This is a genomic window from Cryptosporangium arvum DSM 44712 (genome assembly GCF_000585375.1).
In the GTDB taxonomy this organism is placed as follows: domain Bacteria; phylum Actinomycetota; class Actinomycetes; order Mycobacteriales; family Cryptosporangiaceae; genus Cryptosporangium; species Cryptosporangium arvum.
The window spans coordinates 4564848-4589099 of the sequence record NZ_KK073874.1 but is presented as its reverse complement, the minus strand read 5'-3'; the positions used below and the strand labels follow the sequence as shown (position 1 = coordinate 4589099).

Genomic DNA, 24252 nt, shown 5'->3' with positions numbered 1-24252 from the left:
CCGCATGGCTTCCCATCTGGTCACCCTCACCGTGAACGGCGCGCAGACCGAGCTGATCGCCCGCCCGGCCACGACCCTGCTGCTCGCGCTGCGCGAGTCGCTCGGTCTGACCGGGGCCAAGCGCGGATGCGCCCAGGGCACCTGCGGCAGCTGCACGGTGCTGCTCGACGGCGCACCGGTCGTGTCCTGCCTCGTGCCGCTGGCCACCGTCGACGAGGCCGCGGTCACCACGATCGAGGGCGTCGCCGGCCCCGACGGCGCCCTGGACGACGTCCAACAAGCGTTTCTGGACGGGTTCGCGATGCAGTGCGGATACTGCACGCCGGGCATGATCATGTCGGCCGAGGCGCTGCTGGAGCGCAACCCCGACCCGACCCGCGAGGAGGTCGAGGAGGCGATCAGCGGGAACGTCTGCCGGTGCACCGGGTACACGCCGATCGTCACCGCGGTGCTCGACGCCGCGCGGCGTCGCCGGGCGGCGTCATGACCACGATCGACCGGGACTACTTCCGGGACGAACGGCCGGGGTCGTTCCACGTCATCGGGTCGACCGTGCAGCGGGCCGACGCGCGCGGGCACGTCACCGGCCGGACCGCGTTCTTCGAGGACACGATCCCGCCCGGCCTCACCCACCTCAAGATCCACCGCTCCACCCGGCACCACGCGCTCATCGACCGCGTCGACGTGTCGAAGGCCTACGACGTGCCCGGCGTGCTGCGCGTGATCACCGCCGCGGACGTGCCGTCGAACTGGTACAACGTGCTGCGGCTGATCGGGATCGAGCCCGACGACGAGCCGGTCCTCGCCGAGGACCGGGTGCTCTACCGGGGCGAACCGATCGTGGCGGTGGTGGCCACCACCGAGGAGGCGGCCCGGGAGGGCGCCGCGCGGATCGTGGTCGACTACACCGACCTCCCGCCGGTGTTCGACGTGGAGGAGGCCCTCACCGCACCGGCCTTCAAGCGGAGCGGCACGAACTACTTCGTCTACGAGGGACATCACTGCCGCCGCGTGCGCTTCGGCGACGTCGAGGCCGGTTTCGCCGCCGCCGACCACGTGTTCAGCTGGCGGTACGGTTCGGCGCCGATCGAGCACGCGCCGACCGAGACGACCGGCTGCGTCGTCGTCCCGCAGGGCAACGGCCGGCTGCGCATCCACAGCAACACCCAGGCGTGCTTCTTCACCCTGGACAACACCGCACTGATCATCGACCGGCCGTTCACCGATCTGCAGGTCGTCGGCGGCACGGTCGGCGGTGGTTTCGGCGGCAAGGTCGACGTGATGGTCGAGCCGCTGGCCTGCATCGCCGCGTCGCTCACGAACCGCCCGGTGAAGTTCGTCTACAGCCGGGAGGAGGAGATGCAGGTCTCCTCGCCGCGCGCGGCCGAGCGTCTCTACATCACCGACGGCGTGACGAACGACGGGCGCATCGTCGCCCGGAAGGTCGTGCTCTACGTCGACGCGGGCGCGTACCAGCGGCACAGCCCCTACGGCACGACGAAGGCCGCGGCCCACCTGCCCGGCCCGTACGCGATCCCGAACGTGTACGTCGACGCCCACTGCGTCTTCACCAACCGGACGCCGTCCAGTGCGATGCGCGGGTTCGGGGTGACGATCGCCGACTTCGCGCTGGAGTCGCAGATGGACCGGCTGGCCCGGGAGCTGGGGATCGGGCCGCTGGAGTTCCGCCTGATCAACGCCTACCGCGACGGCGACATGAAGGCCCACCGCAAACTCGCCGAGGGCACCGCGCTGATCGAGGTCGTGCAACGCGCCGCGGACCTGGTCGGCTACCCGCTCTCGCCCGAGCACCGCGCGCTGAGTTCCCGGAGGGAGGACTGATGGCACTGCGCCGCGGCCGGGGGTACGCCTCGGTCAACTACCCCACCGGCATGAACCTCGGCGGTGACCCGTCGCAGGCGCTCGTGCACGCCACCACGATGGGCGGGTTCGTCGTCACGCTCTCCTCGGTCGACCTCGGGCAGGGCATCACGACCGTCGCCCGGCAGTGCGCGGCCGAGACGCTCGGCGTGCCGGTGGAGAGCGTGCTCGTCGACACCGCGGACACCGACACCGGCCCGCACTGCATGGGCACGTTCGCCAGCCGCGGCACGCACCGCGTCGGCAACGCGGTGATCATGGCCGCGCAGGAGGCCCGCGAGGTGATGCTGCGGGTCGCGGCGGACGAGCTGGAGACCGACGCCGAGGACCTGGAGACCGACGGCACCGGCTACATCGTGGTCAAAGGGGCCACGCAGCGCCGCATCCACGTCAGCGACGTCGCGCTGGCCGCGCACTTCGCCCAGGGCCGGACGATCTCCGGCCGGGGCATCTACCTCAAGGAACGCAACTACCCCGACCCGGAGACCGGGCAGATGGACCCGGACTCCTGCCAGGCCCATGCCTGCACGGTCGCCGACGTCGTGGTCGACGACGAGACCGGGGTCGTCGAGGTCGTCAGCCTGCACAACACCTACGAGGTCGGGCGCACGATCAACCCGGGGCTGGCCACCCAGCAGGTCGAGGGCGGCGCCTGGATGGGCGTCTCGCACGCGCTGTTCGAGTCATGCGAGCCCGGCTACCCGGCCTCGCGCGAGCACGGGCCGATCAGCTTCAGCGACTACCTGATGCCCGGGCCGGCCGACTGCCCGGAACAGGTCAGCGTGCTGCTCGAACGGCCGGCCGAGAACGGGCCGTTCGGCGCGAAGGGCATCGGGGAGATGACCGCGAACGCGCCGATCCCGGCCATCGCCAACGCGATCTTCGACGCGGTCGGTGTCCGCCTCACGGTCATGCCGTTCACCCCGGAGTCGGTCCTCCGAGGACTGGACGCGCTGCGTGAACCGCGCTGAGCTGCAGGACGCCCTCCGGGCCCAGTCCTACCTGGCCGACGACGGGCTGGTGACCGCGATCCACCTGGCCGGGAAGCTCGAGCTGCCGCTGCTGCTCGAGGGCGAGCCCGGCGTCGGCAAGACCGAGGTGGCCACCGCGCTCGCCCGCGTGTCCGGCCGCACGCTGATCCGGCTGCAGTGTTACGAGGGGCTCGACGCCGCGAACGCGCTCTACGAGTGGGACTACCCGAAGCAGCTCCTGCACCTGCGTTCCGGTGCCGACCTCTACGCCCCGGAGTTCCTGCTCGAGCGGCCGCTGCTGGCCGCGCTGCGCACCCCGGCGGTGCTCCTCGTCGACGAGATCGACCGCGCCGACGCGGAGTTCGAAGCGTTCCTGCTGGAGTTCCTGGCCGACTTCCGGATCACGATCCCCGAGCTCGGCCCGATCCACGCCGAGACCCCGCCGATCGTGGTGCTGACCTCCAACCGCACCCGCGACCTGCACGACGCCCTGAAACGCCGGTGCCTCTACCACTGGATCCCCTACCCGGACGCCGCCCGGGAACGCGAGATCGTCCGGGTCAAGGCGCCCGGCCTGGACGAGCGGAGTGCGGCCCGGCTGGTCGACGCCGTGAACGCGGTCCGTGACCTCGGGCCGGTCAAACGTCCCGGTGTCGCGGAGTCGATCGCCTGGGCCCGGGGCGCGCGTGTGCTCACCGACGAGGGCGTGCCGTGGCCGGACGCGTTGCGCCGGGCGCTGGGCCTGCTGGTGAAGTACGAGGAGGACGTCCGGCGGGCCCAGGAGGTCCTGTCGTGATCGGCCCGATGACCGATCACCTGCACGGGTTCGTCCGGGACCTGGTCGACCACGGCGTCGGCGTGACCCCGGAGCGAACGATCCGGTTCCTGCGTGCCGCCGACCCGGCTGACCTGTACTGGACCGCGCGGATCACGCTCACCGCCTCGCCCGCCGAGCACGAGATCTTCGAACCGATCTTCTGGCGCTGGTTCGCCGACCTGCCGGTGGCCCCCGCACCGGCACCCGCCGGGACCACCGACACGCCGGCCCCCGGCGGCAGCGGCGGCGGGACCGACCCGGTCGAGCAGCACCCCGGCTCCGACCGCGGCCTCGCCGCGAGCCCCACCGCCGCCGCCGGCACCCTCCGCTTCGGACGGACGACCCGGCCCGACCTGCTCGCCCGGATCCGGCGCGACCTGCCCGGCGCGCTGCCCCCCGTCCGGTCCCGGCGGCGGCGCCCGGCGCACCGCGGCGACACCCTCGACGTCCGCCGCGTGGCCCGCGAGGCCGCACGCACCCACGGCGAGGTGCTCCGGCTGCGCCGACGGCGGCGCCCGGCCCGGCCGCGCCGGATGGTGCTGCTCGTCGACGTCTCCGGGTCGATGAAGCAGCACGCCGCCGACCTGCTCCGCGTCGGGCACGCGGCGGTGCGCTCGGGCGCGCGGGCCGAGGTGTTCACGTTCGGCACCGAGCTCACGCACGTCACGTCGTCCCTGCGTGCGGTCGCCGATCCGGACGCGGCGCTGGCCGCGCTCGGCGCGCGCGTGCTCGACGCCGACGGCGGCACCCGGATCGGTAGCGCGCTCGGCGCCTTCCTCGAGGAGCACCGGTCCGCGGTCGCCGGTGCGGTCGTCGTCGTGTTCTCCGACGGCCTGGAGCGCGGCGACCCCACCGCGATGGTCACCGCGGTCCGGCGTCTGCGCCGGCTCGGTCACCGCCTGGTCTGGTGGTCACCGCTGGCCTGCGACCCGGCGTACCGGCCGGTCACCCGGGCCATGGCCGCGATCGCCGACGACCTGTGCGTGCTCGACGGCGTCGGCGACCTCGCGTCCGCGCACCGTGCCCTGAAAGGACTGCGCCCATGACCTACACCGGCCCGATCGTCGACGCGCACCACCACGTCTGGCGCCGGGACGACCTCGAGTGGCTGGCCGGGGAACCGGTGCCGCGGATCTTCGGCCCCTACGAGCCGATCCGGCGCGACTACCTGATCGACGAGTACGTCACCGACGCGACCGCGGCCGGCATCACCGAGTCGGTCTACGTCCAGACGAACTGGCCGCTCCCCCGGGTGCTCGACGAGGTGCGCTGGCTCGCCGACGTGCACGCGGCCAGCGGCTGGCCGGCGGCCGTGATCGGCGCCGCGGACCTGTTCGCCCCGGCCGAGGACGTCCTGAGGGCCCAGGCCGCGCTCTCACCGCTGCTGCGCGGCACCCGCCACCAGCTGCACTGGCACGAGCGCCCGGAGTTCCGGTTCGCCGACCGCCCCGACGCGCTCCTCGACCCGGTGCTCGCCCGCAACCTGGCCGTCGTCGCCGACCTCGGCTGGCTGTTCGAGCTGCAGGTCTTCCCGGCCCAGATGGCCGACGCCGCGACGCTCGTCGCCGCCCACCCCGGGCTCACGTTCGTGCTGGTCCACGCGGGGATGCTGATCCCCGGCGAGGACGAGGCCTGGCGCGCCGGGATGAGCCGGCTGGCCGAGCAGCCGAACGTCGTGGTGAAGCTGACCGGCCAGGGCACGTTCGTGCACCGGGTCGACTCCGGCCTGCTCCGGCTCGTGACCGACACGGTGCTGGAGCTCTTCGGCCCGGAGCGCGCGCTGTTCGGCACGAACTTCCCGATCGAGAAACTCTGGACCACGATGCCGACGCTCGTCGACGCCTGGCGGGCGACGCTCGCCGGGCTCCCCGCCGAGCAGCAGCGCTGGATCTTCGCCGAGAACGCCCGACGCGTCTACGGCCTGACCCCCGATAGGAGCACCTGACATGGCCACGTTCCTCCTCACCTACGGCTACCACGACACCCCGCTGCGCGCCGAGCGCCGCGACGACCACCTCGCGCACCTCGCGTCGCTGACCGAGCGGGGCCACCTCCTGGCCGCGGGCCCGCTCGCCGACCTGACCGGCGGCGTCATCGTGCTCGAGGCCGACGACGAGGCCGCCGCGCAGGCGCTCGTCGACCAGGACCCCTACACGATCCTGAACGTGACGAAGGACCGTAGTCTGCGGGAATGGAAGCTGACCGCCGGACGACTGCTGACCAGCTGACCGAGGTGCGGTCCGCGATCGACGCGCTCGACCGCGAGATCGTCGGGCTGCTGGCGCGCCGGGAGGAGTTCGTCCGGCGCGCCGGCCGCCTCAAAGCCGATTCCGACGCCGTGCGCGCGCCCGCCCGCGTCGAGCAGGTGATCAGCAAGGTCCGTGGCCTGGCCGCGGAGTCCGGGGCCGACCCCGCGGTCGTCGAAGCCACCTATCGCGCGATGATCGCCGCGTTCATCGACCTGGAACTGCGCGTGCACCGCACCGGCGACTAGTTCTCCAGCAGGGCGAACGCCTCGCCGAGCAGGCGGCGGGCGGTGTCGACCGTGCGCTGGTCCTCCGGGAGCTTGGTGTGCGTCTCGATCGTGCTGTGCACCGCGGCCGTCGCGGCCTTGGAGAGCACCGAGGCCGGTAGCCCCGCGGCCACACCCCGGGCCACGAACGCGTCTTCGAGCGCCTCCTCGACCTGGTGGATGACGGCCAGCGCGGACGGGGTCGCGCCCTCCTCGCTCGCGAACAGGATGCCGATGCCGCGGTCGAGCCCGTCGAGCAGCGCGAGCAGCGCCGAGCGCACCGCCTGGTAGGGCGTCTCCCCGGCGGGCCGCTCGATCACCGCTTCGCGGATCACCGGGAGCAGGTCGAGCACCTCCCCGAGCACCAGTTCCTCCTTGGTCGCGAAGTACCGGAAGAACGTGCGTTCGGTGACGCCGGCCGCGGCCGCGATGTCGCGCACGGTCGTGCGGTCGTAGCCGTCCTGCTCGAACAGGCGGACCGCGGCCTCCTGCAGTGCTCGGCGGGTCTCCTGCTTGTGCAGCTCGCGGCGGCCGGTCATGTGCGCAGTATCCCAAAACTCAAATCTGTCAGTACTGACACTTTGCGCTAGTGTCAGTACTGACAGATTTTCGCGACGTGCGAGGGGTACCGCATGGCCACGCTTCTTCACCGACTCGGACGCGGTGCTTTCCGGCACCGCGGTGTCGTGCTGGGCGCCTGGGCCGCCGTCCTGGCGTTACTGATCGGACTCGTCGTCGGCGTCGGCGGCTCGCTCGACAACGACTTCTCGATCCCCGGTTCGGAGTCCCAGCAGGCCCGCGACACGCTCAGCCGCGAGTTCCCGGCCGCGGCCGGCGCCACCGCGCAGATCGTGTTCAGCGCCCCCGCCGGGGAACGGATCACCGACTACACCGCGGTCGTGACCCGCACCCTCGACCGCGTGACGCACGCGCCCCAGGTCGAGGCGGTGCAGACCGGCGCGGTCTCGGCCGACCAGCGGACCTCGCTGGCCCAGGTCGAGTACGCCGTCGAGCACCCGAGCGACCCGGAGGCGCTGGAACAGGCCGTCGAACCGGCCGAGCGGGCCGGGCTCACCGTGTCGGTCGGCGGCGCGGCCTTCAGCGAGAACGGCGTGTCGGTCAGCGCGCTCGAGCTGATCGGCGTCGGCGTCGCCCTGCTCGTGCTCGTCGTGACGTTCGGCTCGCTGCTCGCCGCCGGGCTTCCGCTGGTCACCGCACTGGTCGGCGTCGGGGTGGGGTTGCTGGGGCTGCTCGCCACCGCCGCCGTCGGGAACATCTCGTCGACCGCGATCACGCTCGCGCTGATGATCGGACTCGCGGTCGGCATCGACTACGCGCTGTTCATCGTCTCCCGCCACCGCACGCAGCTCGCGCGCGGGATGGACCCGGAGGAGTCCGCGGCCCTGGCCAACGGCACCGCGGGCAGCGCGGTCGTGTTCGCCGGGCTCACCGTGATCATCGCGCTCGCCGGCCTGTCGGTCGTCGGCATCCCGTTCCTCACCGTGATGGGGCTCGGCGCGGCGGCGACCGTGCTGGTCGCGGTGCTGGTGGCGCTGACCGTGGTGCCCGCGCTGCTCGGCTTCGCCGGTGCCCGGCTGGTCCCGAAGCCCGGGTCCCGCGCCGAGCGCCGCGGCGCGCCGGACACGACGAGCGGGGGTGAGCGCTGGGCCCGGATCGTCACCCGGCGGCCCGCGTGGACGGTGCTCGCCGTCGTCGTCGGCCTGCTCGTGCTGGCGATCCCGGCCAAGGACCTGCGCCTGGCGCTGCCCGACGGCGGCTCCGCCGCCGAAGGCACGCACCAACGCGTCACGTACGACGCGGTCAGCGAGGCGTTCGGCCCCGGCTTCAACGGTCCCCTGCTCGTCCTGGCCCACGGCGACGCCGATCGCGCGGCACTGGTCGCGAAGGACCTCGGCGCGCTCACGAACGTCGTCGCGGTCACGCCGCCCGTGCCCACCCCCGACGGCGAGTACGCGTTGATCCAGGTCATCCCCCGGACCGGTCCCGACGCCCAGGCCACCACCGACCTCGTCGACACGATCCGCGACCGGGCCGGCGCGATCGAGGCCCAGACCGGCGTGCGCGTCCAGGTCACCGGCAACACCGCGATCGCCATCGACGTCTCCGACCGCCTCTCCGCCGCCCTCGTCCCGTTCGCCGCCGTCGTCGTCGGCCTGTGCCTGGTGTTGTTGCTCGTGGTCTTCCGCTCGCTCGTCGTTCCGCTGAAAGCGACGATCGGCTTCCTGCTGTCGGTCGGCGCGTCGTTCGGCGCGACCGCAGCGGTGTTCGAGTGGGGCTGGCTCGCCGACGTCCTCGGAGTGGGCAGGACGGGCCCGGTGATCAGCTTCCTGCCGATCATCCTGATGGCGGTGCTGTTCGGTCTGGCGATGGACTACGAGGTGTTCCTGGTGTCCGGCATCCGCGAGGAGTGGGTGCGTACCGGCAAGGCGCTGGCTTCGGTCCACGGTGGCGCCCGCCACGCCTCCCGGGTCGTGACGGCGGCCGCGCTGATCATGTTCAGCGTCTTCGCCACGTTCGTCATCCCGGACGACGCCATCATCAAACCGATCGCGTTCTCGTTGGCCGTGGGCGTCCTGATCGACGCGTTCGTCGTGCGGATGACGCTGGTGCCCGCGGTGCTGGCCCTGGTGGGACGAGGAGCCTGGTGGCTGCCGGGGTGGCTGGACCGGCTGCTGCCCAGGGTGGACATCGAAGGCGAGTCCCTCCGCGGGGACGAGGAAACGGCCCCGAAGGAGCCCGTGGCGGTCGGTTAGCGCGGGCTGAGTGGCGCGGAGGTCGGACCGCCGGGTAGCGACGGCTACCGAGCGTCCGGAGGCGGGTCTACGAACATGCGGCCTCCGCGCCGACGGTCGGACCGACATCGGGAATGCGGTGTCGTAGCGGCCAGTAGTCAGGCAGGCTCGCGGTGTGAGCCGATCCCTGTCCTATGCCGACGCGGTCCGCATCCTGGGCGGCTCACACAGCAAGACGGTGACGGTTCTCGAACGGGCGACCGGCGGTCTGCTGCTCGCGGCGACGGCGGGCGGCAGTGGACTGGCGATGAGTCTCTTCGACGCCAAGGCCGAGCTGGCGCAAGCCAGTCATCTGCTGGTCAGTGATCTGTCGGATCGGGCCGCCGGTCTGAGCCGTATCGACCGGACGCAGCGGCTTGCCGCAGGGCATGCCGCACTCGTGGTCGGCGCCTACTTCGACGCGTTGTCGTCGATCCGGTTGCCGATCTCAGGCTCCGCATTGGAGATCAGCGGCGTAGAACGCGTGACCCTGGCCACCGGCGAGCGACCGAGAAGCGCCCGCCTGGGAGACTTGGGACGAGCGTTGTTGCACTCCGATGTGCCGATCCCGATGCCCCATGTGCCACCCGAGGTCCTGCTGGCGGACGTCGAGCGGTTCTACGACCGGATGTCGGACGCGGTCGCGGAGTTCCTCGCCGGTCTCGCCGCCTGGGATTCACTGCGAGACGCCGATCGTGAGCGGATCTTCGAAGCCCTGCACGGCCACGTGATCGACCGGGCCGTCGCCGGCTATCAGGCGAGCTTCCGCCGAATGGCCGGCGAGGTGCCGGAGTTCGGCTTCTGGGTCAACCTGCTGGATCATCAGGCGACGCGCGACCGAATCACCACGGTGACCATCGGCGTGGCGGCTCTGCAAGAGATGCTCGCCTCGCTCGCGCCCGACCGGATCGGCCGGCGGACACGGACGTCGCTCTCGCGCGCCTACGCGGCCGCACTGCACGATCCGCTGCTCGACACACAGGGCAACGACTCCGGGCCGGCGATTCCGAACATCGCTTCGTCGTACGTCAACCCGTCGTTCCGAGTGGCGGCGGTTGGCCCACAGGACCCGATCGCCGACGAGCGCTGGTGGGAGGGACAGTCGACCCACGACGATCTGATGCGTTTCCTGATCGGGCACCTGACGTCGGTGTCGGCCGTGAACGGGCCGCTGCTTCTGCTCGGCCAGCCCGGGTCCGGTAAATCCCTCCTGACGCGAATGCTGGCCGCGACCTTGCCGGCCGAGGACTTCATGGTGGTCCGGGTTCCGTTGCGTGACGTCCCGGCTGACGCGTCGTTGCAACTTCAAATCGAGCAAGCCATCTTCGACACGACAGGAGAGCGGGCGACCTGGCCGGAGGTCGTCGACGTCGTACCCGGCGCGCTGCCGGTCGTCCTCCTCGACGGGTTCGACGAACTGCTGCAGGCAACGGGCGTGAGCCAGTGGGACTACCTCATGAACGTGGCCCGGTTCCAGCGCCGCGAGTCCGTCGAGGGTCGCCCGGTCGCCGTCATCGTCACCCAAAGAACAACGGTCGCGGACCGGGCGCGCCCGACCGCGGACACGGTAGCGCTGCGCTTGGAGCCCTTTACCGACGAGCAGATCGTCGAGTGGGTCGCGCTGCTGCTGATGCTGGCCATCTACGACGCTCAGGACAACGCCCTCCAGGCCAGACTCGGTGCCGAGCTCAAACGCGCTGATCTCTACGAGCGGCTCCTCGGACAGTTCGCCCGGCGCGAGGTGCTCAAGGCCGGTCAGGGTCATCCCGACGACCATGTCGACGGTCTCATGCAGGAAGAGCTGTTCCGGCTGGCGATGGTGGCGTTCGCAGCGTTCAACCGCGGGCGGCAGTGGGTGGCCGAGACCGATCTGAATGCCGATCTGCCGATCCTTCTGGACTCCGAGTCGAGCCATCCGGCCGAGGCGACCTCAGCCCGGCAGGGCCTTACGGCTGGTCAGACCGTCCTGGGTCGCTTCTTCTTCATCCATGAGGCCCGGGCCCGCCGGGAAGAGCAGCCACTACGGACGTACGAGTTCCTCCACGCCACATTCGGCGAGTACCTCATAGCCCGTGCTCTCGACCGCGAGCTGGACGATTTGGTCGAGGACGCTGTCCGGCAGGCGCGACGCAGCCGAATGACCCGTATCGACGATGACTTCCTCTACGCTCTGCTGTCCTTCGCGGTGATCAGCCAACGCCGGACCACTCTGGACTTCCTGACCGAACGGCTGGGCGCCTGGGAGCCACGTCGGCGCGCTTCGATCAGAACGATCCTCGTCGGCCTGTTCCACCGGTCGATGGAGGCCCGGGACCACGGGCGGCTCACCGACTACGAGCCCGTGGCTCTGACCGTTCCGGCGCGTCATGCGACCTACTCGGCCAATCTCCTCCTGGTGCTGATCGCGACCGGAGAACGCATCACGACCGATGACCTGTTCCCCGACACCGATGACCGCATCGACGCCTGGCGCCGGACCGCTCAACTGTGGCGGTCACAACTGCGCGGTGACGCATGGAGCCGGCTGGTCGGAACTCTCGGCGTCGAACGGCAGTGGAATGGCGAGCAACGATCTCTTCGATTCTTTCGAGACCTGTCCTGGCCAGAGGCTGACGCACCCGCGGCCGATCTGTGGTGGACACGCGACGTTCTGACTGCCGATAAGCAGTACCCGGAGTTCGAGCGCGGAACGTTCAGCTGGCTCACGGAGAATGACGCATTGCGTCAGTGGCAGACCAACTTTCTGTGCGATCCGCTCGACGACCTCGCACACCACGCCTTGGAATCCTTGGCCGCGAAGATCGCCGATTCGGTCACCTCGGTACACGGATACTGGGATGACCGGGCGGTGTCAGCCGCCCGCTCGTTGATCGATCTCTGGCTTCGTACGTCGACACCCTGTGCACAAGAGGACGTATTCACGGCGTTCTCGGACTGCTTCGAAATCGCTCGGCGAGGCTTCCCGCCGAGTGGAATCGAGGCTCGCCGTACCTACCGGACAATCGTGCTGCGTACACTTCGTGCCCATCGAGAGCGCTTGAACAGAGCCCAGGTGGCAGCACTGCGATCGGTCTTCGAGACACCCGAGCCCGGCACCGACGAGCCGGATGATCTGGCGAGACTGACGATCGAGATTCTCGGAGACGGCGAAGAAGCCGCAGAGCAGGCCAACGACCCGAAGGAACGCCCGTAGGGACTCGCTGCTCAGGGGGCGCCGCGCCGGTAGGGCGGGGATGCCGTTGGATGGGCTCAGCACAACCGGAGGAGGAGCGGTGGTCCGACGTCAGGTTCCGAAGCCCGCGGAAATCTTCGAACTCCTGCAACTCAAAAAACCCCAGCTCAACGGACGCACCCGACGCCTCGACAGCGCCCTCACCATCGCCGACCTGCGCCGCATCGCCCAACGACGCACCCCCCGCGCCGCCTTCGACTACACCGACGGCGCCGCCGAAGCCGAACTCTCCCTGCGCCGCGCCCGCCAAGCATTCCTCGACGTCGAATTCCACCCGTCGGTCCTCGCCGACGTGGCGAACGTCGACACCTCCACCACCGTGTTCGGGGGGCCGTCGGCGATGCCGTTCGGGATCGCGCCCACCGGGTTCACCCGTCTGATGCACACCGAAGGCGAAACCGCCGGCGCCGCCGCAGCCGGCGCAGCCGGGATCCCGTTCACGCTCTCCACACTGGGTACGACCTCCATCGAAGACGTCAAAGCCGCCAACCCGACCGGGCGTAACTGGTTCCAGCTCTACGTCATGCGCCAGCGGGAAATCTCCTACGGGCTGGTGGAGCGGGCCGCCGCGGCCGGGTTCGACACCCTGTTCTTCACCGTCGACACCCCCGTCGCCGGAGCCCGCCTCCGCGACAAACGCAACGGGTTCTCCATCCCCCCACAACTGTCCCTGCGCACCGTCGCCAACGCGATCCCCCGACCCTGGTGGTGGTACGACTTCCTCACCACCCCCAAACTCGAATTCGCGTCCCTCTCCTCCACCGGCGGCACCGTCGGCGAACTCCTCGACGCCGCCATGGACCCCACCATCTCCTACGAAGACCTGAAAATCATCCGCGACATGTGGCCCGGCAAACTCGCCGTCAAAGGCGTCCAAACCCTCGAAGACGCCCAAAAACTCACCGACTACGGCGTCGACGGAATCCTGCTCTCCAACCACGGCGGCCGCCAACTCGACCGCGCCCCCATCCCCTTCCACCTCCTGCCCGACGTCACCCGCGAAGTCGGCCACCACGTCGAAATCAGCGTCGACACCGGCATCATGAACGGCGCCGACATCGTCGCCTGCCTCGCCCTCGGCGCCAAATTCACCCTCATCGGCCGCGCCTACCTCTACGGCCTCATGGCCGCCGGACGACCCGGCGTCGACAAAACCATCGACATCCTCTCCACCGAAATCATCCGCACCATGAAACTCCTCGGCGCACACAGCATCGAGGAACTCACCCCCCGACACGTCACCCAGCTCGCGCGCCTCGCGCCTAGGTCAGCAGCGGAGGTTCGGTCGCCGAGCGGACCTCCTCCTCGGTGACGCCCGGGGCGAGCTCCATCAGCCGCAACCCGGCCGGGGTCACGTCCAGCACGGCCAGGTCGGTGATGATGCGGTGCACGACCCGGCGGCCGGTGTACGGCAGCGAGCACTCGTCGACGATCTTGAACGAGCCGTCCCGGGCGACGTGCTCCATCAGCACGATCACCCGGGCCGCGCCGTGGACGAGGTCCATCGCGCCGCCCATGCCTTTGACCATCTTGCCGGGGATCATCCAGTTGGCCAGGTCGCCGGCGGCGGAGACCTGCATGGCGCCGAGGATCGCCGCGTCGATCTTGCCGCCGCGGATCATGCCGAACGACGTCGCCGAGTCGAAGAACGACGCCCCGCGGCGGACGGTCACGGTCTCCTTGCCGGCGTTGATCAGGTCGGGGTCGACGTCCGGGTCGGCCGGGTAGGCGCCGACGCCGAGGATGCCGTTCTCGCTCTGCAGCACCAGTTCGACGTCGTCGGGGACGTAGTTGGGTACCAGCGTGGGCAGCCCGATGCCGAGGTTCACGTACGAACCGTCGGTCAGCTCGGCTGCGGCCCGCGCGGCCATCTGCTCCCGGGTCCAGCTCATCGCACGGTCCTCTTCTCGATCCGCTTCTCCGCGGCCTGCGACGACGTCAGCGCCACGACCCGGTGCACGTAGACGCCCGGCGTGTGCACGTCGTCGGGGTCGATCTCGCCCGGCTCGACCAGGTGCTCGACCTCGGCGATCGTGACCCGGCCGCACATCGCGGCGAGCGGGTTGAAGTTGCGCGCCGCGCGGCGGAAGACGAGGTTGCCGTGCCGGTCGCCCTTCCAGGCCCGCACCAGGCCGAAGTCGGCGACGATCGCTTCCTCGAGCACGTGCTCGCGGCCGCCGAACTCGCGGGTCTCCTTGGGCGGGGAGGCCACCAGGACCGAACCGTCGGACCCGTACTTCCAGGGCAGGCCACCGTCGGCGACCTGGGTGCCGGCCCCGGTCACGGTGAAGAACGCGGGGATACCGGACCCACCGGCGCGCATCCGCTCAGCGAGCGTGCCCTGCGGGGTCAGCTCGACCTCAAGCTCGCCGGCCAGGTACTGGCGCGCGAACTCCTTGTTCTCCCCCACGTAGGAGGCGACGATCCGGCGCAGCCGGTGGGCACCGAGCAGCACACCCAGCCCCCAGTCGTCGACCCCGGCGTTGTTCGACACGACCTCGAGGTCGCGCGTTCCGGCCTCCAGCAGGGCCTGGATCAGCACCGACGGGATCCCGCACAGCCCGAATCCACCGACGGACAGCGTCGCGCCGTCCGGAACGTCAGCGACCGCGGCGGCGGCGCTCTCCACGACTTTGTGCATGGCCGCAGATGCTCGCCGCCGCCGTCCCCGCCGTCAACGGTCGGCCGCTGAACGAACGCCAACAGACCGGCCAGCGGACGACCGGCGCGAGTAGCGTCCACTGGGTGAACGCACCGATCGACGTGCTGGGGCGTGCCGCGGCCGTGCTCCGGGCGCTCTCCACCCACGAGCCCGGCGGCGCGACGACCTCGGAGCTGGCACGCGCGACGGGGCTGGCCCGGCCGACCGCCCACCGGCTGCTCTCCGGCCTGCTCGGCGAGGGCCTGGTCGACCGCGATCCGGCCGGTCGCTGGCAGCTCGGGCCGGAGCTGTACCTGCTGGGCACGGCCGCGGCGGCCCGCTACGACGTCACCGCGCTGGCCCAGCCGTCGGTGCGCCGGCTCGCCGACGCGACCGGCGAGAGCGCGTTCTTCTCGGTCCGGCGCGGCGACGAGACCGTCTGCCTGCTCCGCGAGGACGGCAGCTTCCCGATCCGCTCCCACGTGCTCCACGAGGGGATCCGGTTCCCGCTCGGCGTCGCGTCCGCCGGTCTGGCGATCCTCGCCTACCTGCCCGATCCCGACGTCGAGCGCTACCTGTCGCGCGCCGGCCGCACCGCCGCCCACGGCCCGGAGCACGCGCCCGACGCGCTCCGCGGCCGGATCGCCGAGACCCGCAGGGACGGCTACGCGGTCAACCCGGGGCTGATCGTCGAAGGCAGCTGGGGCATGGGCGCGGCCGTGTTCGACGCGCGGTCGGAGCCGGTCGGGGCGCTGAGCCTCACCGGCGTCGCGCACCGGTTCGCGCCGCACCGGCGGCCCCAGCTCGGGCGTCTGCTGCTGGCCGAGGCCCACCGGCTCTCGACGGCCGTGAGCCGACCGGCCGGAGCCGGGGAGATGCGCTAAGGCCCCAGGTCGGGCCGCCGATAAAGGAACGTGCGGGAGCAGGTTCTCTACCGGAGTGAGCGCACGTGGGTGACCCGTACCCTGATTCCGGACGGCTCCGGCGTCATCCGCAAGGAGTACTTCGGCGCGGACGCGGCCCGCCGCCTGGACACCGAACGGGCCGTGCTCGAACGCCTGGTCGGTGTGCCCGGCGTCGCCCAGCTGGCCGGCCACACCAGCGGCTACCTCGAGCTGCACGACGACGGCGGCGAGGCGCTGGGTGGGGTCGACGTGCCCACGCTGCTGCGGTTGGCACCGCGCCTGGCCGACGCGGTCGCGCGGATGCACGCGCGTGGCGTCACCCACAAGGACCTCAACCCGGCGAACATCGTGCTGGCCGGGGACCGGCCGACGCTCATCGACTTCGATCTGGCGACGACGTTCGCCGAGGAGCGCCCGGCCTTCACCGCCGAGCGCGAGATCACCGGGTCGCTCCCCTACCTGGCGCCCGAGCAGTCCGGCCGCACCGGGAACCCGATCGACCAGCGCACGGACCTGTACGCCCTCGGCGCGACGCTGTACGAGCTGGCCACCGGCGAGCCGCCGTTCGGGTCCGGCGACCCGATGCGGCTGATCCGCGACCACCTGACCCGCACCCCCGAGCCGCCGTCGCGACGCAACCCCGCGGTGCCGGCCGCGTTCTCGGCGATCGTCCTGCGGCTGCTGGAGAAGGAGCCGGACCGCCGCTACCAGAGCGCCCGGGGGCTGCTCTTCGACCTGCGCCGGGTCCTCGACGACCCCGGCGCGCGGTTCCCGCTCGGCCAGCGGGACTTCCCGCTGCGGCTGGCCGCGCCGTCGACGCTGATCGGCCGGACCGCCGAGGTGACCGCGCTGCGCCACGCCTTCACCGCCGGCGACACGCCGCTGCTGCTGGTCAGCGGGGAGTGCGGCGCCGGGAAGTCGCGGCTGATCGACGAGCTGAGGCCCACCGTCGCGGCGGCCGGCGGCTGGTTCGTCGGGGGAAAGTTCGACCAGCTGCGGCTGGACCCGGCGGCCGGGGGCGCGGTGGCGGCGATCCGCGCGGTGGGCCGGCTGCTGCTGGCCCAGCCCGAAGCCGAGCTGGAGCCGGTCCGCGAGCTCCTCCGGGAGCGGCTGGGCCGCGCCGTCGACTTCCTCGCGCCGCTCCCGGAGTTCTGCGTGCTGCTCGACAAGCAGGACGCGCCGGCATCGACCGATCCGGCGACGATCCGGGCCCAGCTCCTCCACGCCGCGATCGAGATCCTGCGCACCGTGGCTCGGCCGCAGCGGCCGGTCGTCGTCGTGATCGACGACGTGCAGTGGTCCGGGCCGGCGCCGCTGGAGCTGCTCGACCGGCTGGCCGGCGACGCGCCGATCCCGGGGCTGTTCGTGGTGGTCGCCTACCGCAGCGACGAGGTCGACGAGGCGCATCCGCTCACCCCGCTGCTGACCCGGTGGCAGAGCCGGGGCGTGCCCCGGATCGAGCTGCGCACGCTCGCCCCCGGCGACGTCGGGGAACTGCTGGCCGACATGCTCCGGATGGAGCGCGACGAGGTCGGCGATCTGGCCGCCGAGATCACCGCGTACACCGGCGGCAACCCGTTCGACACCGTCGAGGTGATCAACCTGCTGCGCCGCGACGGCGTGCTGGAACTCGACGAGCGGGGCTGGACGTGGGACCCGGACGTCGTCCGCCGGAGCGTGCACCTGCGCGGGCCGGCCGACGTGGTCGCCGCCCACCTCGACCGGCTCCCGGACGACACCGCCGCGATCCTGGAGGTGCTGGGCTGCCTCGGCGGCGAGGTGGACGCGGACCTGCTGACCGACGCGACCGGGTTGGCCGGGCCGGTGCTGACCGACCGGCTGCGCCCGGCGCTGGAGGACGGGCTGCTGGTCGCCGACCCGTCGACCGGAGCGGTCCGCTTCGCGCACGACCGGATCCAGCAGGCGACCAGAGCGCGGCTGGGGCACCGCGACGACGCCGGGTTCCGGCTGGCGGTCGCGCGCCGGCTGGCCGCGGTGCCCCGGTGGACCGCCGCCGCGGCCGCCCAGTACCTGGCGGTGCTCGGCGCGCTGACCGACCCCGCCGAGCGGGCCGACGTCGCGGCGCTGTGCCGCCGCGCGGCCGCCCACGCCCTGTCGACGAGCAACTACGTGACCGTGGACCGGCTGCTGGCGGCCGCCGAGTCGCTCGCCGGGCTCGACGTCGACCTGGCCACCCAGCGCCACGCCGCGTTGTACGCCCTGGGCCGCCCGGCCGACGCCGACCGCGTCTACGACTGGCTACTGGCCCAGGACGACGTGAGCCCGCTGGCCCGCCTGGACGCCACTTGCGTGCAGATCACCAGCCTGACCAACCGGCGCCGGACCCCCGAGGCGGTGGCGCTGGGATTCGCGTACCTGCGCACCCTCGGCGTCGACGTCCCCGGCGACCTCGGACCGGCGGTGACCGCGGGCCTGGAGCGGGTCGACGCCTGGCTGGCCGCGGGCGGCCCGGAGGCGGACGCCGACCGGCCGGAGGCGGACGACCCGTCGGTCGCGGCGATCGGCGCGCTGGCCTACCGGCTCATCCCGCCCACGCACTTCCTCGATCGGTCCCGCATGCACTGGCTGGTGCTGGAGTGCGCCCGGCTGTGGATCGAGCACGGCCCCTCGCCCGCGCTGATCGGTGCGCTCGGCGACCTCACCGTCGTCGCGGGCGACGTGCGTGGCGACCACCGGTTCGGCCGGCGGCTGCTGCCGCCGCTGATCGCGGTGGGTGCGGCCCGCGGCTACGAGGCCGGGACCGCCAAGGCGCGCTTCCTGTACGTCATGTCCACCGGACACTGGTTCGACGAACCGCGTGCGCACGTCGTCCTGGCCCGGGAGGCCCACGACGAGCTGGTCCGCTGCGGTGACCTGTTGAGCGCGGCGTTCACCTACCTGGTGTCGGTCACGCTGCTGCTCGGGCACGCGCCGAACCTGCACGAGGTCGCGAACGAGGTCAACGACGCGACGGCCTACGGCGCACGCAGCGGTAACGACCAGGTCACCGGATTCGTCCAGCACTACGACACGCTCGTCGCCCGGCTCCGGGGCGACGACACCCCGTTCGGGCCACCGCCCGACGACCTCCACGAGGTCGTCGGGTACCACCTCACCCAGGCGTTCCTGGCCGCGTTGTTCGAGCACCCGGACGCGCTGTCGGCCCACACCGCCGCGGTGACCGGTCCGCTGCCGAACCTGGCCGGGATGCCGATGATGCTCGACGCGCACTTCCTGCGCGCGCTGGCGCTGATCTGGGACGGCGGCGACCGGGCGGAGCTCGCGGCCGAACGCGCGTGGATCGCGGCCCGCGCCGCCGACGCACCGCAGCGGTTCGCGCACCTCCCGGTCTTCCTCGACGCCGAGCTGGCCGCGGTCCGCGGCGACGTGGAGACCGCCCGGACGGCCTACGACGAGGCGGTCCGCCGCGCCGCCGCCGGGACGTCGCGGTGGCAGCGGGCCTGGTTCGCGGAGCGGGCCGGGCGCTTCGCCGTCCGGACCGGCCTGCCCTACGGCGGCGCGCTGCTGCTCGAGCGGGCCCGGGCCGAGTACACGATCTGGGGCGCGCAGGCGAAGACCGCCCACCTGGACGCGGAGTTCCCGGAGCTGGCCGGGACGGTCCGGCCGGACCCGCGGGCGTCGAACCGGCTCTCGTCCGGCGCGCTCGACCTGCTGGGGGTGCTGAGCGCCTCGCGGGCGCTGAGCTCGGAGACCAACCTGGAGCGCCTGCGACGCCGGATCGTCGACGTGCTCGGCTCGGTCAGCGGCGCCACCACGGTGGAGGTCGCGCTGCACAACGACGGTGACTGGGCGGTGCTCGGGGCGGACGGGGCGCGGATCCCGGTCGACGAGGCCGGGGACCGCCTTCCGCTCACCGCGTTCCGGTACGTCCGGCGGAGCAACCGGCCGCTGCTCGTCGACGACGCCACGACCGACGAGCGGTTCGGGTCGGATCCCTACGTCGCCGGCCAGGAGCGGTGTTCGCTCCTCGTCGTCCCGATCGAGTACCGGGGCGCGCCGTGGGCCGTGCTCGTGCTGACCAACACGCTCAGCACCGGCGCGTTCTCGGCCGACCGGCTGGACGCGGTGACGCTGATCGCCGGGCAGCTGGCCGTGTCGCTGGACAACGCGCTGCTCTACACGTCGCTGGAGCAGAAGGTCGCCGAGCGCACCCAGGAGCTCGCCGAGGCCAACCGGCGGCTGGAACAGCTGAGCCTCACCGACCCGCTGACCGGGGTCGCGAACCGGCGGCGCCTCACCGAGATGCTCGACGCCGAGTGGTCGCGGGCCGGGCGCACCGGCGAACCGCTGGCCGTCGCGATGCTCGACATCGACTTCTTCAAGCTCTACAACGACCACTACGGCCACCCGGCCGGCGACGAGTGCCTGCGCACGATCGCCGACACGCTCGGACTGCAGGTCCGGCAGTCCGACGTGGTCGCCCGGTACGGCGGCGAGGAGTTCGCGGTCGTCATGCCCGACACCGACGTCAAGGGAGCGCACGCGGTCGCGTTCCGGATGGCGGGCGCGGTGGCCGAGCTGCGGCTGCCGCACGAGCGCACCGAGCGCGGGCACGTCACGGTGAGCATCGGGGTCGCCTCGGCCACCGTCGCCGTCGGCGGGACGCCGAGCACCCTCATCGACGCCGCCGACGCCAAGCTCTACGAGGCCAAACGGGCCGGCCGCGACCGGGTCGTGAGCTAGCCCGCGTCGTCCTCGTCGTCGAGGCGGGCGACGCGGGCGGCGAAGTCGTCGGCGAAGCGTTGCAGCAGGGTCAGCAGCGTCGCGCGGTCCTCGGCGGACCAGTCGGCGAGCGACTCGCGCATCCAGCCCAGCACGGTGCCGAGGTAGCGCTGCACCGTGCGGGTGCCCTCGTCGGTCGTCGCGATCAGGCGGGCGCGCTGGTCGTCGGGGTCGACGACGCGCTGGACCAGACCGCGTTTCTCCAGGTCGGGAAGGAGCCGGGTGACGTGCGGGCCGACGACCTGCATGCGGGTCGCGATCTCCCCGATGCGCAGCGGCTGGTCCGCGGTCTGCAGCGTGATGAGGATCGTCAGGGCGGGCCGGTCGAGCTCGATGCCGGACCGCTGCATGGCGCGCTCCTCGAGCCGGCCGCGGCGGATCGCGTTGCCCAACCGGGTGATGCCGCCGAAAACCCCCGCGAACTCTTCGTCGTCGCTCATATAGATGCCTAAGTTAGGTATATAGTTGGTCCTGTCGCAGCGCGGGGCCGCCGGCCCCGGTCTGCGCCGAGAAAGCTTACCTAACTTAGGTATTGGAGAAACCGATGACATCTGTTCTCGTGTCCGGTGCCAGCATCGCCGGACCCACCGTCGCCTACTGGCTGCGCCGCTACGGCTTCGACGTCACGATCGTCGAGAAGGCCGACGCGCTGCGCGGCGGCGGCTACCCGATCGACATCCGCGGGACCGCGCTCGGTGTCGTCGACCGGATGGGGCTGCTCCCCGGGTTACGCGACGCCCACGTGGACACCCGCCGCATCTCGTTCCTCAACCCGGACGGGAGCCTGCTGACCTCGCTCAACCCGGTCACGCTCACCAAGAGCGAGAACGCCGACCTCGAGATCCGGCGCGGCGACCTCACGACGATGCTCTACGACACGATCCGCGACGACGTCGAGATCCTCTTCACCGACTCGATCGCCGCGATCGACGACCGCGAGGTGCGGTTCGAGAGCGGAGCCCGCCGGACGTTCGACCTGGTCATCGGCGCCGACGGCCTGCACTCGCGCACCCGGGGGCTGATCCTGGGGCCGGAGGAGCAGTACCACCGCTACATCGGGTACTCGTTCGCCGGGTTCGGCATGCCCAACCGGCTCGGGCTCTCCCACGAGGGCGTGATGTGGAACGTGCCGGGGCGGGCCGCGGCGCTCTTCGCGGTCGGCGACACCCCCGCGTCCGTGCACGCGTTCCTCAACTTCAGCCTGCCCGAGCCGCCGCTGGACGCGCACCGCGACCCGGCCGCCCAGCGCCGGCTGATCGAGTCGGTCTTCACCGACCAGGAGTGGGAGATCCCCGCCATGCTCGACGCGATGCGCGCCTCCGACGACCTGTTCTTCGACGTGGTCAGCCAGATCCACCTCCCGCGCTGGTCGCAGGGGCGGGTCGCGCTGGTCGGCGACGCGGCGTACGCGCCGTCGTTCCTGACCGGGCAGGGCTCGAGCCTGGCGCTGGTCGGTGCCTACGTGCTGGCCGGAGAGCTGGCCGCGCACACCGACCACACGGCGGCGTTCACCGCGTACGAGAAGTCCATGCGTGACTTCGTCGAGGTGAACCAGGCGCAGGTCACCGCCGGGGAGGCCACGATGTTCCCGTCGACGGCGGCGACGCTGGAACGGCGCAACACGATGCTGCGTCAGCTGAGCGAGATCCCGGCCGACGCCAACCCGGCGCACTCGGCGATGACGCTGCCCGACTACTCCTAGGTGTTCTGTCCCGGCCGGACACCTAGGCCGTGGCGAAGCGCTGCACCTGGTCGATCGAGCCGCTCACGATCAGCGCGCAGCCGTCCGGCACGACGGTCTGCGGGGTGGCCCACTCGATCCCGGCGCCGGGGGTCTTGATCCCGACGATCGTCACGCCGTACGTGGTGCGGACGCCGAGGTCGGTGATCGTCCGGCCGATCGCGTCCTCCGGCGGCCGGACCGTCGCGATCGCGTCGCCGTCGCCGAGGTCGACGAGGTCCAGCAGGCGGCTGGCGATCAGCCGGGCCACCCGCTCCCCCATCGTCGCCTCCGGATAGATGACGTGGTCCGCGCCGACCGACGTCAGGATCTTGCCGTGCTTGACCGAGATCGCCTTGGCCCAGATCTCGGGCATGCCCAGCTCGCTGAGCGTGAGCACGGTGAGCACGCTGGCCTCGATGTCGGTCCCGATGCCGACGACCGCGCGGGAGAACTCGCGGATCCCGACCTGGGTCAGCGCGTCCTCGTCGGTCGAGTCGGCCTGCACCACGTGCGTGAGCCGGTCCGACCACTGCTGCACGATCCTGGTGTTCTCGTCCACGCCCATCACCTCGTGGCCGAGGAACAGCAACGACTCGGCGACCTGGCCACCGAACCGGCCCAGGCCGATCACCACGACGTTGTCGCTGCCGGCCTCGGTCTTCGACTTCTTCCGCTCAGCCAACGAGGGGCCTTTCCTCCGGGTACCGGTAGAGCCGGTGGCGGGTGTTGAGGGCCAGCGCCGACGCGACCGCGACGGTACCGACCCGGCCGACGAACATCATCACGATCAGGACGAGCTGACCCGGCCCGGACAGCTCGGCGGTGAGGCCCGTGGTCAGACCCGCGGTGCTGAACGCGGCCATGACCTCGAACAACGCCCGGTCGAACGTCACGTCGGCGGTGAGGCGGAGCAGCAGCAGCGTGCCGGCGGCGACCGCGGCGACCCCGAGGAGCGCGACCGCCGTGGCCTGGCGCTGGGTGGACTCCGCGATCCGCCTGCGCCCGACCACGACGTCGCGCTCGCCCCGCGCCTCGGTCCAGATCACGAACGCGAGGAGGAAGAACGTGGTGACCTTGATGCCACCGGCGGTGCTGGCGCTGCCACCGCCGATGAACATCAGCCCGGTGACGATCGCGCTGGTGTCCTGATCGAACGACCCGTAGTCGAGCGTGTTGAAACCGCCGGAGCGAGGGATCGTGCCCTGGACGAAGGAGGCCAGGACCTTGTCGGCGACGCCGAGCGGGGCCAGCGCGTTGTTCCACTCGAAACCGAGCACGGTGACGAACCCGACGACCAGCAGCACCAGCGATCCCCACACCGTGAGCCGGGTGTGGGTGGACCACGCGGCCGGGCGGCGCAGCTCCTTGGCGATCTCGTAGAGCACCGGCACCCCGAGACCACCGACGATCACCCCGAGCGTCAGCGGGACGCAGATCCACCAGTCGCCGACGAACCCGGAGAGGCCCTCGCTGCGGAGCGAGAAGCCGGAGTTGTTGAACGCCTGGACGGCGTTGAACAGGCCCTCACGCAGGGCCGACGGGAACGCCACGCGATAGCTGAGCCAGAGCCGCCCGGTGACGAACACCGCCATCACGGCCTCACTGGCGAACATCACGACGGCCGCGAGGACGAGCACCCGCCGGACGTCGCCGTGCGCGACGCCCGAGCCCGTCTCCGCGCCGGCCATCATCCGGCCGCGCAACCCCAGGCGCTGCGAGACGAGCAGCCCGAGGACCGTCGCGGCCGCGGTGATCCCGAACCCGCCGGCCTGGGTGAGCACGGCGAGCAGAACGTGCCCGAACCCCGACCAGTACGTGGCGATGTCGACCGTCGACATGCCGGACGTGGTGATCGCCGACGTCGCGGAGAAGAACGCGGTCAGCAACGGCGCCGCGCCGTCGCCGCGCCGGGACGCGGGCAGCATCAGCAGCGCCGTGCCGGCCGCGATCGCCCCGAGAAAGACGAGCACCACGGCCCGCGCCGGGCGCGGAGTGTTCCCACGCATCCGCCCGGTTGTATCACGACGCAGGATGG

20 protein-coding genes are annotated in these 24252 nt (G+C 71.7%); 14 read left to right on the top strand and 6 right to left on the bottom strand.

The features are described from left to right. The first annotated feature begins 4 nt into the window (after nucleotides 1-4). Genes CRYAR_RS20560 through CRYAR_RS20525 form a run of 8 tightly spaced genes read left to right on the top strand, consistent with a single transcriptional unit; the run spans nucleotide 5 to nucleotide 6163 of the window. Nucleotides 5-487, top strand: a complete 483-nt coding sequence (locus CRYAR_RS20560) for a (2Fe-2S)-binding protein (protein ID WP_035853187.1) — start codon at nucleotides 5-7, stop codon at nucleotides 485-487. Further along, complete coding sequence (locus CRYAR_RS50265; protein WP_035853175.1) at nucleotides 484-1842, top strand: xanthine dehydrogenase family protein molybdopterin-binding subunit; 1359 nt, start codon at nucleotides 484-486, stop codon at nucleotides 1840-1842. The genes CRYAR_RS20560 and CRYAR_RS50265 overlap by 4 nt, the downstream gene beginning before the upstream one ends. Further along, the gene (locus CRYAR_RS50260; protein WP_035853166.1) at nucleotides 1842-2852 is read left to right on the top strand and encodes a xanthine dehydrogenase family protein molybdopterin-binding subunit; all 1011 of its coding nucleotides are present in this window, start codon (nucleotides 1842-1844) and stop codon (nucleotides 2850-2852) included. The genes CRYAR_RS50265 and CRYAR_RS50260 overlap by 1 nt, the downstream gene beginning before the upstream one ends. Further along, nucleotides 2839-3648, top strand: coding sequence for an AAA family ATPase (locus CRYAR_RS20545; protein WP_035853156.1), 810 nt, complete (start codon nucleotides 2839-2841; stop codon nucleotides 3646-3648). The genes CRYAR_RS50260 and CRYAR_RS20545 overlap by 14 nt, the downstream gene beginning before the upstream one ends. Beyond that, nucleotides 3645-4715: a VWA domain-containing protein gene (locus CRYAR_RS20540; RefSeq protein WP_051570719.1), complete on the top strand. Its 1071-nt coding sequence runs from the start codon at nucleotides 3645-3647 to the stop codon at nucleotides 4713-4715. Before CRYAR_RS20545 ends, CRYAR_RS20540 begins: the two co-directional genes overlap by 4 nt. Then, on the top strand, nucleotides 4712-5614 hold the full coding sequence (locus CRYAR_RS20535; RefSeq protein WP_035853148.1) for an amidohydrolase family protein: 903 nt from the start codon (nucleotides 4712-4714) through the stop codon (nucleotides 5612-5614). Before CRYAR_RS20540 ends, CRYAR_RS20535 begins: the two co-directional genes overlap by 4 nt. Before the next feature lies 1 nt (nucleotide 5615). After that, nucleotides 5616-5897 (top strand): YciI family protein, encoded by a 282-nt coding sequence (locus tag CRYAR_RS20530; RefSeq protein ID WP_035853144.1) that lies wholly within the window; start codon nucleotides 5616-5618, stop codon nucleotides 5895-5897. Beyond that, a complete protein-coding gene (locus CRYAR_RS20525; RefSeq protein ID WP_035853138.1) occupies nucleotides 5861-6163 on the top strand; it encodes a chorismate mutase in 303 nt (100 codons plus the stop codon). Before CRYAR_RS20530 ends, CRYAR_RS20525 begins: the two co-directional genes overlap by 37 nt. On the opposite strand, the gene CRYAR_RS43365 is transcribed toward CRYAR_RS20525, so the two are convergent. Next, nucleotides 6160-6720 carry a TetR/AcrR family transcriptional regulator gene (locus CRYAR_RS43365; RefSeq protein ID WP_051570718.1) on the bottom strand — a complete coding sequence of 187 codons (561 nt, stop codon included), beginning with the start codon at nucleotides 6718-6720 and terminating at the stop codon, nucleotides 6160-6162. The genes CRYAR_RS20525 and CRYAR_RS43365 overlap by 4 nt on opposite strands. Nucleotides 6721-6813: 93 nt before the next feature. On the opposite strand from CRYAR_RS43365, the gene CRYAR_RS20515 reads away from it, so the two are divergent. The 3 genes from CRYAR_RS20515 (at nucleotide 6814) to CRYAR_RS20505 (ending at nucleotide 13517) form a co-directional block, all read left to right on the top strand. Continuing rightward, nucleotides 6814-8955: an MMPL family transporter gene (locus CRYAR_RS20515; protein WP_035853130.1), complete on the top strand. Its 2142-nt coding sequence runs from the start codon at nucleotides 6814-6816 to the stop codon at nucleotides 8953-8955. 154 nt (nucleotides 8956-9109) lie between these two features. Further along, a complete protein-coding gene (locus CRYAR_RS20510; protein WP_051570717.1) occupies nucleotides 9110-12166 on the top strand; it encodes an NACHT domain-containing protein in 3057 nt (1018 codons plus the stop codon). A 79-nt stretch (nucleotides 12167-12245) separates the two neighbouring features. Next, nucleotides 12246-13517: an alpha-hydroxy acid oxidase gene (locus CRYAR_RS20505; RefSeq protein ID WP_035853128.1), complete on the top strand. Its 1272-nt coding sequence runs from the start codon at nucleotides 12246-12248 to the stop codon at nucleotides 13515-13517. Here the strand turns inward: CRYAR_RS20505 and CRYAR_RS20500 are convergent. Both CRYAR_RS20500 and CRYAR_RS20495 read right to left on the bottom strand, forming a co-directional pair. Further along, nucleotides 13468-14097, bottom strand: coding sequence for a CoA transferase subunit B (locus CRYAR_RS20500; RefSeq protein ID WP_035853126.1), 630 nt, complete (start codon nucleotides 14095-14097; stop codon nucleotides 13468-13470). The two genes, CRYAR_RS20505 and CRYAR_RS20500, sit on opposite strands and share 50 nt — an antisense overlap. Continuing rightward, nucleotides 14094-14846: a CoA transferase subunit A gene (locus CRYAR_RS20495; protein ID WP_035853123.1), complete on the bottom strand. Its 753-nt coding sequence runs from the start codon at nucleotides 14844-14846 to the stop codon at nucleotides 14094-14096. The genes CRYAR_RS20500 and CRYAR_RS20495 overlap by 4 nt, the downstream gene beginning before the upstream one ends. A 104-nt stretch (nucleotides 14847-14950) precedes the next feature. Between CRYAR_RS20495 and CRYAR_RS20490 the strand changes: the two genes are divergently transcribed. Together CRYAR_RS20490 and CRYAR_RS20485 are read left to right on the top strand one after the other, a co-directional pair. Further along, nucleotides 14951-15730: an IclR family transcriptional regulator gene (locus CRYAR_RS20490; RefSeq protein ID WP_211247555.1), complete on the top strand. Its 780-nt coding sequence runs from the start codon at nucleotides 14951-14953 to the stop codon at nucleotides 15728-15730. 69 nt (nucleotides 15731-15799) lie between these two features. Further along, nucleotides 15800-20455: a diguanylate cyclase gene (locus CRYAR_RS20485; protein ID WP_169745065.1), complete on the top strand. Its 4656-nt coding sequence runs from the start codon at nucleotides 15800-15802 to the stop codon at nucleotides 20453-20455. Here the strand turns inward: CRYAR_RS20485 and CRYAR_RS20480 are convergent. Beyond that, nucleotides 20452-20934, bottom strand: coding sequence for a MarR family winged helix-turn-helix transcriptional regulator (locus CRYAR_RS20480; protein WP_035853118.1), 483 nt, complete (start codon nucleotides 20932-20934; stop codon nucleotides 20452-20454). The genes CRYAR_RS20485 and CRYAR_RS20480 overlap by 4 nt on opposite strands. A 104-nt stretch (nucleotides 20935-21038) precedes the next feature. Here CRYAR_RS20480 and CRYAR_RS20475 point away from each other — a divergent pair, with 104 nt between their 5' ends. After that, nucleotides 21039-22196, top strand: a complete 1158-nt coding sequence (locus CRYAR_RS20475) for an FAD-dependent monooxygenase (protein WP_051570715.1) — start codon at nucleotides 21039-21041, stop codon at nucleotides 22194-22196. A gap of 22 nt (nucleotides 22197-22218) precedes the next feature. On the opposite strand, the gene CRYAR_RS20470 is transcribed toward CRYAR_RS20475, so the two are convergent. Together CRYAR_RS20470 and CRYAR_RS20465 are read right to left on the bottom strand one after the other, a co-directional pair. Continuing rightward, entirely contained in the window at nucleotides 22219-22899 is a 681-nt protein-coding gene (locus tag CRYAR_RS20470; protein WP_035853112.1) for a potassium channel family protein, read from the bottom strand. Continuing rightward, on the bottom strand, nucleotides 22892-24223 hold the full coding sequence (locus CRYAR_RS20465; protein WP_035853111.1) for a TrkH family potassium uptake protein: 1332 nt from the start codon (nucleotides 24221-24223) through the stop codon (nucleotides 22892-22894). Before CRYAR_RS20465 ends, CRYAR_RS20470 begins: the two co-directional genes overlap by 8 nt. Nucleotides 24224-24252 lie beyond the last annotated feature (29 nt).